The following is a 13,303-nucleotide window of genomic DNA, read 5'->3' as shown; positions in this document are numbered from 1 at the left end:
GAGTTTGATTGGCGTTGTTAAAGATTGCCGCCAGTTACGAAAATCAGACATGGTATTAAACGATTGGTTACCAACCATTGAAGTGGACTCTCAAACCTACCAAGTACGTGCCAATGGTGAGTTGTTAGTGTGTGAGCCTGCTACTGTGCTACCGATGGCGCAACGTTATTTTCTATTTTAGTGCGTCGGTATCGTCAGTCTTTCTACGTATAAATTTTGTTGTAAATTATTTTAAGGAAAAAATAATGTTTAAATCAATCGTCTCAAAACAAAACGTCTCAAAGCCCAACGTTTCAAAAAAAGTCATGTTTATTGCCGCGTTATCAACTGCGATATTTTCTGGTTCTGCATTGGCGCATACCGGCACTGAAACCTTCATGGCGAGTACATTTGCCAATGGTTTATTACATCCATTAACCGGATTAGATCATTTGATCATGTTACTGGGGGTGGGTTTTTTAGCGGCGCAAATGCAAGGTAAACAACTCAGCATTATTCTTGGCGCGTTAGTCACTATGTTAATAGGAACTGGTTTTGGTGCGTTAACAGGGCTGATAACTGGCATGGAAAGCTTAATTTTAGCCTCGGTATTTATTGTTGCAGTGGCGGTTTGGAAACAAAGTCAGCAAGTGACGGTAAAGGTTAATTTATTATCGAGCGCTGCAGTGATGATGGTGTTGTTCCATGGTTGGGCGCACGGTGTCGAAGCGCCCGCTGCACAGTTAGTACAGTTTGTACCAGGTATGCTTATCAGTGCGGCTGCGTTACTGACACTTGGCGCTGTTATTGGCCGTCAAGTCAGTGCTAAATGGTTAAGTCCATCGCTGGGACTGAGTGGAGCATTAGTCGCTTTTCTAGGGGCATAGTACGATGAGTATTCCGTCGACTATTCGCTTCTCACGCCCTGATGGTGATCAGGGCTGGCGCGCTGAAATCTGTCTTAAGTATGGTATGAAGGGCGGTAAAACACGGTTACTAGAACGCCAGCAAATCGGTCCTTTGGCAGTGCAAAAAACCTTTTATCCGGAAGGCGAAACTTGCCATACCTATCTGTTGCATCCTCCAGGCGGTGTCGTTGGTGGCGATCAACTGCGTTATGATATTCATGTCGATTCGGCATCTCACGCATTATTAACTACGCCTGGTGCGACTAAATTCTATCGTAGTAATGCCGATACTGCTTGGCAGTCTCAGGAATTATCGGCTGCGGATGGTGCTTTTCTTGAATGGTTGCCGATGGAAAATATTTTCTTTCCCGGCGCGCAAGTTAAGTTGAGTACCGAGGTTAATTTGACCGGTGATGCCCGTTTTATCGGCTGGGAAATGCAGTGCTTTGGCCGTCCGGTATTAGCGGAAGACTTTACCCATGGGCAAATATTAGGGCAGACGCATATCTTTCGAGACGGTAAATTACTGCTGGCTGAGAATCTACGCTTACAGAATAAAACCCAGCTGGAATATGCGGCCTCATTACGCGGTTATTCTATGACGGGCAGTCTGTATATTAGCCCTGTGGATGATGCGTTGGTGAGGCGCATTAATCAGATAATTGATGAGCAACAAGTACGTTTCGGCGATGCGGTATTACTGGGCGCCAGTGAACTTGAAGGGTTGTTAGTGGTTCGCGCTTTAGGGCAACACACAGAGCCTATGATGGCGAGCTTTGTTCAGGTTTGGTCTGCGGTCAGAGAAGCTTGGCTTGGTTATACTCCAGATGCACCAAGGATCTGGTCTACGTAATTTTATAATAAAGGAATATGAATGATCAAATTAACGCAAATATTAACCGTAGCAGCTAATCATGTTGACGCTTATGTGTGTTTGACCATGTTACAGCGCACCAAAAGTAGGCTCAAAGTGCAACTTGAAGATGGCCGCGATGCGGGGTTATTTTTACCGCGTGGGCAGTTATTAGAGCATGGTACGCAACTCACGACAGATGACTATTTTGTTGTTCAAGTCATTGCCGCTAAAGAGCGCGTTTCAACGGCACGATGTAACGATCCAACCTTATTTGCGCGCGGTTGTTACCATTTAGGCAACCGCCATGTGCCATTGCAGGTTGAAGCCGGTTGGTGCCGTTTTATCCATGACCATGTACTCGATGAAATGTTGGTTGGTTTAGGTTTAGAAGTAACGGTTGAAGATGCCGCATTTCAGCCTGAACCCGGTGCATATGGCGGCACCACCGGTGGTCATTCCCATAGTAGTGAGGAAGAGTATGTTCATCCGCATGAGCATGAGCATGAACATTAAAATTAATCCTCGTATCAACGAATAGGTAATAGCATGGATAATATGTTAGCTGAGTTAAAGCTATATCAGTTGATCAGTCCATCGCTTCCGGTGGGCGGATTTACCTACTCACAGGGGCTTGAGTGGGCAATTGAAAAAGGCTGGGTAACGGATGTTAATAGCTTAGACAATTGGTTGTCAGGACAAATTTCAGAAAGTGTAGCCAGCCTTGAATTACCCATTCTTATGCGTTTACAAACGTGCTTAGCCAATCATGATCATCAGCAGGCGCAGACTTGGTGTGATTATTTAGTGGCGAGCAGAGAAACCAAAGAGATGCGCTTAGAAGAGCGCCAGCGTGGACTTGCATTTGTACGGTTATTACCAAGATTAGGCATATCACTGGATGATAGCGAACTCGCTAAAATGGTTGAAACTACACAGCTTGCTGCGTTTGCCTTGGCGATTAATCAGTGGGCTATTCCAATAGAAAAAGCACTCGGGGGTTATCTCTGGAGCTGGTTAGAGAATACCATCGTTGTGGGTATTAAATTAGTGCCCTTAGGGCAAAGTGATGGCCAGCAACTATTAATGAAATTAGCAGAATCGATACCTGCCGCAGTGCAACAAGCATTAGCAACAGACGATCAAAACATTGGTAGTTTTACGCCCGCTCAGGTAATGGCGAGCTGCCGACATGAACATCAATATACGCGATTGTTTCGCTCATAAGGATTTGCAATGACAGAATTTAAACAGCCATTACGCATTGGCGTTGGTGGCCCTGTAGGATCAGGTAAAACGGCATTATTAGAAGTATTGTGTAAAACGATCCGCGATACTTACAATATCGCGGTGGTTACCAATGATATTTATACCCAAGAAGATGCCAAAATTTTAACCCGAGCAGGCGCACTGGATGCAGACCGTATTATTGGTGTTGAAACGGGCGGTTGTCCTCACACTGCGATCCGTGAAGATGCATCAATGAATTTAGCGGCAGTGGAAGAGTTGGCCAAGTTACACAAAACCCTTGATGTGGTATTTGTCGAAAGTGGCGGCGATAATTTAAGTGCTACCTTTAGCCCTGAATTAGCAGATTTGACGATCTATGTCATTGATGTTGCTGAAGGTGAAAAGATCCCGCGTAAAGGCGGCCCTGGTATTACTCGCTCCGATTTACTCATCATTAATAAAATCGATTTAGCGCCTTATGTGGGGGCCTCGCTCGAAGTGATGGAGCAAGATACCAAGCGTATGCGTGGTGATAAGCCTTATGTATTCGCTAATATGAAAAAACAGATAGGCTTACAACAGATTATCGATTTTATTGTTGATAAAGGCATGCTGGATTGCGAATGAAGTGTCAGCAAAAAAGTCGTTTAGATCGCATTATTCACCTTGTTCTATTCAGAGTTAATAAATGATGACTATACTCAAAAAATAAACGAATGATTCAGATATGTGAATAATTTATAACTTGCTCAGCATGTAAGAACTATAGCAACAAGAAGGATATCAATGTGCTAAAAGCTAATTTGGAACGACGTAGTTATCACCGAATGTTAATCGATTCGCCAGTACAGGTGACGGATGCAGAGCGTAATATTACCGCTATCTGTCGTGATTTAAGCGCCAGTGGTATGTCGTTAGATGTACCCGAAAATTATTTTTCTTTAAATGATAGCGTGAGTATTTTTCTACCGACAGGTGATAGCCGTGTTCCTCCGCTGCAAGCAGAAGCCAAGGTAACTCGTATCGATAATAGTGGTGATCATTATCAAATAGGTGTCGAGTTTACCAGTTTAACTTAAGTTAGCTTGCTGACTTCATTTATCTTGGTAATAAGTCGATAATCAACAGACAAAAAAGGCCGAAAGTGGATATCACCTTCGGCCTTTTCTATACATGCTATTTAGATAAATAATATTCGCAGCATGAGTTATTTTGGATTAATTAAGCGCTAACTTTAGCGGCAATTAAATCGCCCATTTGTGCAGTGCTTTGTACTGGTTTAGTATTGCTGTCACTGTGCAGATCGCCAGTGGCATAGCCTTCTTCAAGTACAAATGAAACCGCTTGCTCAATTGCTTGTGCAGCGTTCTCTTGTTTTAGTGAGTAACGTAACATCATTGCCGCAGATAAGATCTGTGCAATGGGGTTAGCAATGCCTTTTCCGGCGATATCGGGTGCTGAACCACCTGCAGGTTCGTATAAACCAAAGTCAGAATCGTTCATGCTTGCCGACGGTAACATACCCATAGAACCCGTGATCATCGCACATTCATCAGAGATAATATCGCCAAATAAATTACCGCACAGCAGTACGTCAAATTGTGATGGGTCTTTGATTAATTGCATTGCTGCGTTATCTACATAGATGTGTTCAAGTTCTACTTCAGGGTAGTCCTGTGCTACTTCAAGTACCACTTTACGCCATAAAACAGAAGTAGCGAGTACGTTGGCTTTATCAACAGACGTTACTTTGTTACCACGTAATTTAGCTGCTTCAAAGGCGATACGCGCAATGCGGTCAACTTCAGCTCGGCTATAAAGCATAGTATCGAAACCGGTTTCTTCAGCACCTTCGCCTTTGTTACCTTTTGGTAGACCAAAGTAGATACCGCCAGTTAGCTCACGCACTACCACAACGTCAAAACCATTGTTTGAAATGTCTGCACGCAGTGGTGAGAACTTTTCTAGACCAGCATAAATTTTTGCAGGACGAAGATTGCAAAATAGTTTGAAGTGACCACGTAATGGTAATAGTGCGCCACGTTCAGGCTGTTCTTGTGGTGGTAGTCCTTCCCATTTGGGACCACCGACAGAGCCGAATAATATCGCATCTGAATTTTCACATGCTGTTAGTGTGCTTGTTGGTAATGGGGTGCCGTGATTATCAATCGCAATACCGCCAACATCATTAAAATCATAAGTTAATTCTAGATTAAACTTACTTTGCACAGCAGCAAGTACTTTAATTGCTTCCGCCATTACTTCTGGACCGATACCATCACCTGGTAATACAGCAATATTGTGTTTTGTTACAGTCATCCTTAGCCGCCTTTTCTATTTATTATTAAATTTGTATTATTGAGTTTGTTTTTTTAGTTTTTGTTGCTCTACCGCATTGGCGCGATGGATATTATTCATTACGTGGATATACGCTAGCGCCGAAGACTCGATAATGTCTGTAGCTAAACCGATACCGTGGAACTTACGTCCTTCATAAGTGGCCACTATATCAACTTGTCCTAGCGCGTCTTTACCTTCACCTTTTGCGGTGATGTGATAATTAGCAATATCGATATCAAAACCAGAAATACGGCTTAAACATCTGTATACCGCATCAACAGGGCCGTTACCAATCGCGGCTTCGGTTGTTGCTTGTGGGTCGCCAGCTGCTTCGAGCTGTGATGTTAAGCGAATTGTCGCTGTTGCAGTGACGCCTGAACCCGACTGCACACTGAGATAATCCAATTTAAAGTGTTCTTCATCTTCATGCAAATTATTAAAGAAGACTAATGCTTCAAGGTCATAATCGAATACTTGGCCTTTTTTATCCGCTAACTGTAAGAAACTCTCATACAGCTCATCGAGACTGTAATCATTATCGTTATAACCCAGTTCTGTCATACGATGTTTGATCACATGACGACCTGAACGTGAGGTTAGGTTTAATTTATTTTGCGTTAGACCAATACTTTCAGGGGTAATAATTTCATAGGTGTTTTTGGCTTTTAGCATGCCATCTTGGTGAATACCTGATGAGTGTGAAAATGCATTCGCACCGACAATGGCTTTATTACTTTGTACCGGCATATTGCACAATTGGCTTACTAACTGGCTAGTACGGTAAATTTCTTGTGGATTGATATTCGTCGTTTTACCTAATAAATCTTGGCGTGTATGCAAGATCATGGCAATTTCTTCTAATGAACAGTTACCAGCACGTTCGCCAATCCCATTGATAGTACATTCGATTTGACGTGCGCCTTGCTGTATTGCTGCAATGGAATTTGCCACAGATAAGCCAAGGTCATCATGACAATGTACCGAGATAACAGCTTGATCTATGTTCGGAACACGATTGAATAGGTCGGTAATGATACCGCCGAATTGCGATGGCACAGTATAACCAACGGTATCTGGGATATTAATCGTCGTCGCGCCCGCTTTAATCGCTTCTTCAACCATACGGCATAGATTATCGATAGGTGTACGACCTGCATCTTCGCAAGAAAATTCAACATCGTCAGTATACTTACGTGCATGTTTGATGGCGTGACGACCCATTGCGAGTACATCATCAAAGCTACGCTTTAATTTACTTTGAACGTGAATGTCTGATGTTGAAATAAAGGTATGAATACGGAAGTCTTTAGCAACGGAAAGCGCTTCACCTGCCGCGTCAATGTCTTTTTCTAGTGCGCGAGAAAGGGCGCAAACACGACTGTTTTTAATATTGCGTGCGATTGTTTGCACTGACTCGAAATCACCAGGCGATGAAATTGGGAAACCAACTTCCATTACATCAACACCTAAACGCTCCAGCGCAAAGGCAATTTGTAATTTTTCTTTTACGGTTAGGCTCGCAGATAATGCTTGCTCTCCATCCCTCAAGGTCGTATCAAAAATAATAACCTGGTCTGACATTATGAATCCTTCAATTTGCCGTTATATAGACTCGTTTTAGCCATCTATATGTATAAATTAATTTTATGCCTTAATCATTACAGGCTTGGTTGTTTTTTGTCAATTAATTTATCCTCAGTTATTGCCAGAGACACTATTATGTAAACCGCAATACAAGGAGGGCTAAGGTCACTTTATTACACTGAGAAATTAGATCTTTCTTTGATCTATGCCACACTTAAAATAGGCTTATTTATAATGAGGTGAGATATGTTATTTAAAAATGAACAAGGTGAAATGGTTGAGCTTGCTGATGATTTAACATTAAAAGAGTTAACCGAGATGGGGATTGATATATCCTTAGTTGAAAATACCCGTGATGAGCCATTAGATCACTGGTCACACTTAGCGAGTCATTAGAGACGTAATTAACTGTTAGTAATGACTAAAGATGTCATTAATTGCGGCTATAATCCCAGTTATGAATAAGAATGACGTTATCATTGGCTTTTTTAGTGTTAAATAGGTTATAAAATCCTCATTTATTTACAAATGATATTTTACAGGCTACCCTCTCTGGCTTACATCTGTAAGCCGAGTTGAATTAGAACCAGCATTAACATGAGAAATAGACATGAGTCAGCATTTCGTAAATCAGATCCTAGATAGGATCGAAAAGTATCAAGACAAAACAGCCCTTAAAAGTAAAACTAAAGCTGGTTGGGATCGTGTCAGCTGGAAACAGATGGGGGAGCGTATTGAAGGTCTGGCAAATAACTTGCTTAATCGAGGTCTTCAAGTTCAAGATAAAGTGGGTATTTGGTCAAATAATTTACCGGAATGGACAATTGCCGATCTCGCTCTGCAGCAGTGCCGTGCGGTATCTGTGCCACTGTATCCAAGCAGTACATTATCACAAGCAGAATATATTATTAACGATGCCAATATCACTTGTATGTTTATTGGTGATAAAGCGGAATTAAAACTGGCTTTACCTTTACTTGATAAGTGTGAGTCACTGCAATCCCTTATTGTCTTCTCGTCGACGGTGACATTACCTGATGACCCACGTGTTATTGCTTATGCTGACATGCTTGAGTTTACTCCGGGTAGTTCATCATCAATGGCGCTTGCTCATCGTATTGAACATGCTAAAAAGGATGATCTTGTTACCTTAATTTACACTTCAGGCACAACTGGAGAACCGAAAGGGGTAATGCTCGATTATACTAATATTCAATCGGCACTTGCATTGAATGAGCCAGAAACTCGCTTGGAAGAAAGCGATGTGTCATTAGCATTCTTACCATTGAGTCATGTATTTGAACGTATTTGGACATTTAATGCTTTGTTCTGGGGGGCTGAAAATACCTATCTAAAAGATCCTGCTCGTATTCAAAAAGCATTAGCTGATACACAGCCGACAGTGATGTGCGCGGTTCCACGTCTGTATGAAAAAATTCATACAACCATGATGAATAAAGCTGAAAATGCGCCAGCGGCACGTAAAAAATTATTTTACTGGGCTATTGAAGTGGGCAAAAAATGCTTTGAGGCGAAACAAGCGGGTTCGTCTGTATCGCCATTATTACAGCTGCAACACGCAATCGCGGATAAATTAGTATTTACTAAATTACGTGCTGTATTTGGTGGTAAGGTTCGTTTCTTCCCTTGTTCAGGGGCAAAGCTTGATGATGAAGTGAACTTATTCTTCCAATCAATTGGTATCCACCTCAAATACGGTTACGGCATGACAGAAACAGTAGCAACTGTTAGCTGTTATTCTAAAGACTATAAATTAGGTTCTATCGGTTCGGTATTGCCGGGTATTGAAGTGAAACTTGGTCATGAAAATGAAATTTTGATCAAAAGCCCGACGGTAATGCGTGGTTATTATAATAAACCGGAAGAAACCGCAAAATCATTTGATGGTGAATGGCTTAAAACCGGTGATGCTGGTGCGATTGATGAAAATGGCTATTTATATATTACCGACCGCTTAAAAGATTTAATGAAAACGGAGTGTGGTAAATATATAGCGCCACAGTTAATTGAAGGTACCTTAGGTCGTGATCGTTTTATTGAACAGGTCGCAGTATTTGCTGATGCCAGAAAATATGCGTCTGCCTTGATTGTGCCTGCACAGGAAGCCATTGAAGAGCATGCAAAAACGCTTAATCTAAAATATGAATCATACGTTGAATTACTTAAGCATACTAAGATTGTTGAACTGCTTGATGAGCGTGTTAAAGAGATGCAGAAAGAGTTGGCTAAATTTGAGCAAGTGAAGAAATTTAAGCTGATGGCATCTCCTTTTACTAATGAAAAAGGGGAGTTAACACCCACACTTAAGCTAAAACGTAAAGTGATTCAACAGCGCTACAGTAGCTTAATTGAAAGTATGTATAGCACTGTTAAGAAAGGAAAAAATATAAAGTCTTAATTTTCATCTAGCATATATAATCCTGTTGTGCAGCTTTTAAGTGACTGACAACGGGATTATTATGGTTGGATCGCATTTATGACTGAGCCATCTTTTATAACTCTAGCACTTTCTTCTATTTATTACTCAACCTCGTAAATATTCACACCATTGTTATTTATCTGAACTAATCTTAATTGAATATAGATAAGCTGATTGGTAACAATGGATAGTGCTAATATGGATAAGCTTAACACTGGTAAAATCTCCTCTCGATGGCGTAACCGGATGCTCATTTTTATGGCCGTCGGCGTGTTAGTCACGCTCTTTTATAGTATCTATTTGTTGGCATTTAGCAGTGATAAAATATGGTTCTTTTTATTAGAGCAACAACGCGCATCCCTCGAGTTATCTAGCTCGGTTGTTATAACCGTTATTGTGAGTGCCATCAGTTTACTCTGCCTCTATCAAGTTTCTCGCTATAAGCAAATCCTTCGTAAATCAGTAGCGGAATTATATCGATTACAAATTCGATTTGTAGAGTTGGATCGCTCGGTTTATTTAGATAACGGCACTGGGCTAGCAAATCGATTTAAATTTTTAGAAATGCTCGATGCCAGGATGGTGGAGGGAAAAGGTAATACCGCATTATGTATTTTGGATCTCGACGATCTTAAAAATATTAATGATACCTTAGGCCATAACGTCGGCGATCAAGTTATTTCAATTATAGCGCAACGCATTAAACTGTCGTTAGAGCGTTCGTTACAGTCGAGTTTGTATACAACCAATGTCTACCGTATCGGTGGTGATGAATTTGCTATCCTGATCATGGGGGTTTCTGAAGCCGAAGATATTGCGCCAATCTTGAATCAACTACTGAAAAATGTGCGTCGTACAATTGAATTGTCTGGTGAGTGTATCTCTGTTGGTGTCAGTATTGGCGTTAGTATCAGCCCTGAACATGGAGAGTGCAGTGATTCGTTATTGAAAAAGGCGGATATGGCCATGTACAAAGTCAAAGAGTCTGGCAAGCATGGAGTGGCCTTTTTTAAACCTGAATATATGCGTGAATTAGAATATCGTGTTCGCCTTGAGCAAGAACTTAATCAAGCGCTTATCAATGGTGAATTTGAAATTTATTATCAACCTGTCATTGATATATCAACCGGAAAAGAATTGGGGTTTGAAGCGTTGATCCGTTGGCATCATCCTATTCGTGGTTTGGTGCCTCCTGATGATTTTATTCCGGTGGCTGAGCAAACCGGTCTTATTGTACCGATGGGACAGTGGATCATTAAGCAAGTGTGCAGTGATTTATCTCTTTTACAGGTAACTAACCCCGGTTATTTTGTTGCGATTAATATAGCCCCACAGCAGCTTGCTGATCATGGTTTTGTGCAAAATGTACGTGCCATTTTGGCTTATTATTCATTAACACCCACTCAGGTGCATTTTGAAATTACCGAAACCACATTGATGAATGCCGAGACTGATAATTTACGCGTATTAAGAGAATTGAATAATTTAGGTATTAAGCTGTGGATTGATGATTTCGGCACTGGTTATTCATCTTTTAGTTATCTGCATAAATTTCAATTTTATGGTATTAAGCTCGACCGTAGCTTTATTGAAGGTGTTGTCGATTCAGAACGTAGCCAAAATATTGTCAAAGGTATTTGTGCAATGGGGCATGCATTAAAGTTAGAATTACTTGGCGAAGGCATTGAACAGCCTGAACAAGCTGAATTTTTGTTAAAGCAGGGTTGTTATAAAGTTCAAGGCTACTGGTATGCAAAACCGATGTCGCTATCCACGTTAAATATGTGGTTAGCAAGTAGAAAGGAAAATTCGGTAATAGAAACTATTGACCAGCCATCAGCATAACTAAATATAATTTGTGGTTTGTTAAATGCAACGTTTTGAAATAAGTATACGCCATGACATTATAAATCCTCTTAAATTGATATTTTCATTTAAATCAGTGCGTTGAAGTTTTTTCATTCTTTGTTTTCCTCATATTCTAGGCTGAAATATATCGTTATAAGTGATGATGATGAATTTTTTTGATATTTAATTTCTCATATTGCTTTTAAAGATGATTTTATTTTGTTAATTTCAATAAATAAACCAATAAAAATAAAGTTAAATCTAATTCAATGGGAAGTTTAAACTTGTAACTGATTTGTTACAGCGTAGACAGTTGTCAAACTAGAATTAGGAAATAGGCCGGGAGGGCCTGCTTATGGAAATGTTGTCTGGTGCCGAAATGGTAATCCGCTCACTGGAAGATGAGGGTATTGAGCATATCTTCGGTTATCCTGGTGGCTCTGTTCTTGATATTTATGATGCGTTATTCGAATCAAGTCAAATTGAACATTTTTTAGTGCGTCATGAGCAAGCTGCAGTACATGCTGCAGATGGTTATGCACGTTCAACAGGGAAAGTTGGTACCGTCCTAGTTACATCTGGACCTGGTGCAACAAACTGTATTACTGGTATTGCAACTGCGTACATGGATTCAATTCCATTAGTTGTATTATCAGGTCAGGTTCCTACATCGATGATCGGTAACGATGCATTTCAGGAAACGGACATGATAGGCGTATCTCGCCCAATCGTAAAACACAGTTTTTTATGTAAAACCGCTGCTGACATCCCTGATGCTATCAAAAAAGCGTTTTATATCGCCTCAACAGGCCGTCCAGGACCTGTGGTCATTGATTTGCCCAAAGATACGCAAAACCCGTTAGCTAAATTTCCGTACCAATATCCTGAGAACGTATCTATGCGTTCATATAATCCGGTAAAGTCGGGTCATAAAGGTCAAGTACGTAAAGCTGTTAAAGCGATTGCAACGGCTAAAAAACCGGTACTTTATGTTGGTGGCGGTGCCGTTCTTGCTAACGCTGAAACACAAGTACTGAAATTTGCGGAACAGTTAAACTTACCGGTAACGAATACTTTGATGGGGCTGGGTATCTTTCCAGGTACACATCCACAAAATATCGGTATGTTAGGAATGCATGGTACGTTTGAAGCCAATAAAACCATGCATAACTCAGATCTTATTATTTGTTTAGGGGCGCGATTTGACGATCGAGTTACTAATGCGATTGATAAATTCTGCCCAGAAGCAAAAATAATTCATGTTGATATCGATCCAACATCAATCTCTAAAACGGTACACGCTGATATCCCCATTGTTGGTTCAATCGATGTGGTTGTTGAACAGATGCTTGATATTATTGAAGAGTTGGATGTGACCGCGAATGAAAAAGAACGTGCGGTTTGGTGGGAGCAAGTTAATAGCTGGCGTACGAAGAAGTGCTTAAGTTATGAAACCGGAGCATCGATTAAGCCGCAAGCGGCAATTGAAAGTTTATATAAACACACCGATGGTAAAGCGATTATTGCCTCGGATGTAGGCCAACATCAAATGTTTGGTGCCTTGTATTATCCGTATGATAAACCTCGTCAGTGGATCAACTCCGGCGGTCTCGGCACTATGGGCTTTGGTTTCCCTGCGGCAATGGGGGCTAAAATTGCCAATCCAGAAAAAATAGTATGTTGTATTTCCGGTGATGGTTCTATTCAAATGAATATTCAAGAACTATCAACTTGTCTACAGTATGGAATAGCTGTGAAGATTATTACCCTGAATAATGGTGCTCTAGGCATGGTTAAGCAGTGGCAGAAAATGTTCTATGATGGCCGTCATTCTCATTCTTACATGGAGTCTATGCCTGACTTTGTTAAATTAGCTGAAGCTTATCATCACGTTGGTATTCAGGTGAGTAAACCTGAAGATCTTGATAAGGCCTTTGCTGAGTGCTTCTCGGAAGAAAATAAAAATCGTGTTGTATTCATGGATATCATTATTGATCCTGAAGAACATGTATATCCGATGCAAATCAAATATGGCGCAATGGATGAGATGTATTTAAGTAAGACGGAGAAAACCACATCATGAGACGTATAATTTCAGTATTAACAGAAAATGAATCGGGT

Annotated in this window: 12 protein-coding genes and 1 pseudogene; 11 read left to right on the top strand and 2 right to left on the bottom strand. The window is 40.8% G+C overall.

The window, feature by feature from the left end; genetic code table 11:
- The 7 genes and pseudogenes from ureC to QNK26_RS00035 form a co-directional block, all read left to right on the top strand.
- Window positions 1–181 (top strand): annotated as a pseudogene (ureC, locus tag QNK26_RS00065) (urease subunit alpha); the annotation flags it as partial.
- Window positions 182–245: 64 nt separating this feature from the next.
- The gene (locus QNK26_RS00060) at window positions 246–866 is read left to right on the top strand and encodes a HupE/UreJ family protein (RefSeq protein ID WP_319220159.1); all 621 of its coding nucleotides are present in this window, start codon (window positions 246–248) and stop codon (window positions 864–866) included.
- Between the two features lie 4 nt (window positions 867–870).
- Window positions 871–1,740, top strand: a complete 870-nt coding sequence (locus QNK26_RS00055) for an urease accessory protein UreD (protein ID WP_319220157.1) — start codon at window positions 871–873, stop codon at window positions 1,738–1,740.
- A 21-nt stretch (window positions 1,741–1,761) separates the two neighbouring features.
- Window positions 1,762–2,256 (top strand): urease accessory protein UreE, encoded by a 495-nt coding sequence (ureE, locus tag QNK26_RS00050; RefSeq protein WP_319220155.1) that lies wholly within the window; start codon window positions 1,762–1,764, stop codon window positions 2,254–2,256.
- 33 nt (window positions 2,257–2,289) lie between these two features.
- Window positions 2,290–2,967, top strand: coding sequence for an urease accessory protein UreF (locus tag QNK26_RS00045; RefSeq protein WP_319220153.1), 678 nt, complete (start codon window positions 2,290–2,292; stop codon window positions 2,965–2,967).
- A gap of 9 nt (window positions 2,968–2,976) precedes the next feature.
- Window positions 2,977–3,597 (top strand): urease accessory protein UreG, encoded by a 621-nt coding sequence (ureG, locus tag QNK26_RS00040; RefSeq protein WP_319220151.1) that lies wholly within the window; start codon window positions 2,977–2,979, stop codon window positions 3,595–3,597.
- A gap of 161 nt (window positions 3,598–3,758) precedes the next feature.
- Entirely contained in the window at window positions 3,759–4,049 is a 291-nt protein-coding gene (locus QNK26_RS00035) for a PilZ domain-containing protein (RefSeq protein ID WP_319220149.1), read from the top strand.
- 142 nt (window positions 4,050–4,191) lie between these two features.
- Here the strand turns inward: QNK26_RS00035 and leuB are convergent, their stop codons facing one another.
- Both leuB and leuA read right to left on the bottom strand, forming a co-directional pair.
- Window positions 4,192–5,289 carry a 3-isopropylmalate dehydrogenase gene (leuB, locus tag QNK26_RS00030; protein ID WP_319220147.1) on the bottom strand — a complete coding sequence of 366 codons (1,098 nt, stop codon included), beginning with the start codon at window positions 5,287–5,289 and terminating at the stop codon, window positions 4,192–4,194.
- 36 nt (window positions 5,290–5,325) lie between these two features.
- Window positions 5,326–6,891: a 2-isopropylmalate synthase gene (gene leuA / locus QNK26_RS00025; RefSeq protein ID WP_319220145.1), complete on the bottom strand. Its 1,566-nt coding sequence runs from the start codon at window positions 6,889–6,891 to the stop codon at window positions 5,326–5,328.
- A gap of 249 nt (window positions 6,892–7,140) precedes the next feature.
- On the opposite strand from leuA, the gene QNK26_RS00020 reads away from it, so the two are divergent.
- The 4 genes from QNK26_RS00020 to QNK26_RS00005 all read left to right on the top strand — a co-directional run bounded on the left by QNK26_RS00020 (window position 7,141) and on the right by QNK26_RS00005 (window position 13,265).
- A complete protein-coding gene (locus QNK26_RS00020; RefSeq protein ID WP_319220143.1) occupies window positions 7,141–7,290 on the top strand; it encodes a 2-isopropylmalate synthase in 150 nt (49 codons plus the stop codon).
- Between the two features lie 214 nt (window positions 7,291–7,504).
- The gene (locus QNK26_RS00015) at window positions 7,505–9,313 is read left to right on the top strand and encodes a long-chain fatty acid--CoA ligase (protein ID WP_319220141.1); all 1,809 of its coding nucleotides are present in this window, start codon (window positions 7,505–7,507) and stop codon (window positions 9,311–9,313) included.
- Between the two features lie 219 nt (window positions 9,314–9,532).
- On the top strand, window positions 9,533–11,179 hold the full coding sequence (locus QNK26_RS00010; RefSeq protein ID WP_319220139.1) for a putative bifunctional diguanylate cyclase/phosphodiesterase: 1,647 nt from the start codon (window positions 9,533–9,535) through the stop codon (window positions 11,177–11,179).
- Window positions 11,180–11,537: 358 nt separating this feature from the next.
- Window positions 11,538–13,265 carry an acetolactate synthase 3 large subunit gene (locus QNK26_RS00005; protein WP_319220137.1) on the top strand — a complete coding sequence of 576 codons (1,728 nt, stop codon included), beginning with the start codon at window positions 11,538–11,540 and terminating at the stop codon, window positions 13,263–13,265.
- Window positions 13,266–13,303: the final 38 nt, after the last annotated feature.

This window comes from Moritella sp., from assembly GCF_033791185.1.
In the GTDB taxonomy this organism is placed as follows: domain Bacteria; phylum Pseudomonadota; class Gammaproteobacteria; order Enterobacterales; family Moritellaceae; genus Moritella.
The sequence above is the reverse complement of the archived record's forward strand: the minus strand, read 5'-3'. Positions and strand labels throughout refer to the sequence as shown.

Bases quoted from the DNA above. Each gene is read 5' to 3' on its own strand.
- QNK26_RS00060 (WP_319220159.1), top strand. From the start codon at position 246: ATGTTTAAATCAATCGTCTCAAAACAAAACGTCTCAAAGCCCAACGTT.
- QNK26_RS00055 (WP_319220157.1), top strand. From the start codon at position 871: ATGAGTATTCCGTCGACTATTCGCTTCTCACGCCCTGATGGTGATCAG.
- ureE (WP_319220155.1), top strand. From the start codon at position 1,762: ATGATCAAATTAACGCAAATATTAACCGTAGCAGCTAATCATGTTGAC.
- QNK26_RS00045 (WP_319220153.1), top strand. From the start codon at position 2,290: ATGGATAATATGTTAGCTGAGTTAAAGCTATATCAGTTGATCAGTCCA.
- ureG (WP_319220151.1), top strand. From the start codon at position 2,977: ATGACAGAATTTAAACAGCCATTACGCATTGGCGTTGGTGGCCCTGTA.
- leuB (WP_319220147.1), bottom strand. From the start codon at position 5,289: ATGACTGTAACAAAACACAATATTGCTGTATTACCAGGTGATGGTATC.
- leuA (WP_319220145.1), bottom strand. From the start codon at position 6,891: ATGTCAGACCAGGTTATTATTTTTGATACGACCTTGAGGGATGGAGAG.
- QNK26_RS00020 (WP_319220143.1), top strand. From the start codon at position 7,141: ATGTTATTTAAAAATGAACAAGGTGAAATGGTTGAGCTTGCTGATGAT.
- QNK26_RS00015 (WP_319220141.1), top strand. From the start codon at position 7,505: ATGAGTCAGCATTTCGTAAATCAGATCCTAGATAGGATCGAAAAGTAT.
- QNK26_RS00010 (WP_319220139.1), top strand. From the start codon at position 9,533: ATGGATAAGCTTAACACTGGTAAAATCTCCTCTCGATGGCGTAACCGG.
- QNK26_RS00005 (WP_319220137.1), top strand. From the start codon at position 11,538: ATGGAAATGTTGTCTGGTGCCGAAATGGTAATCCGCTCACTGGAAGAT.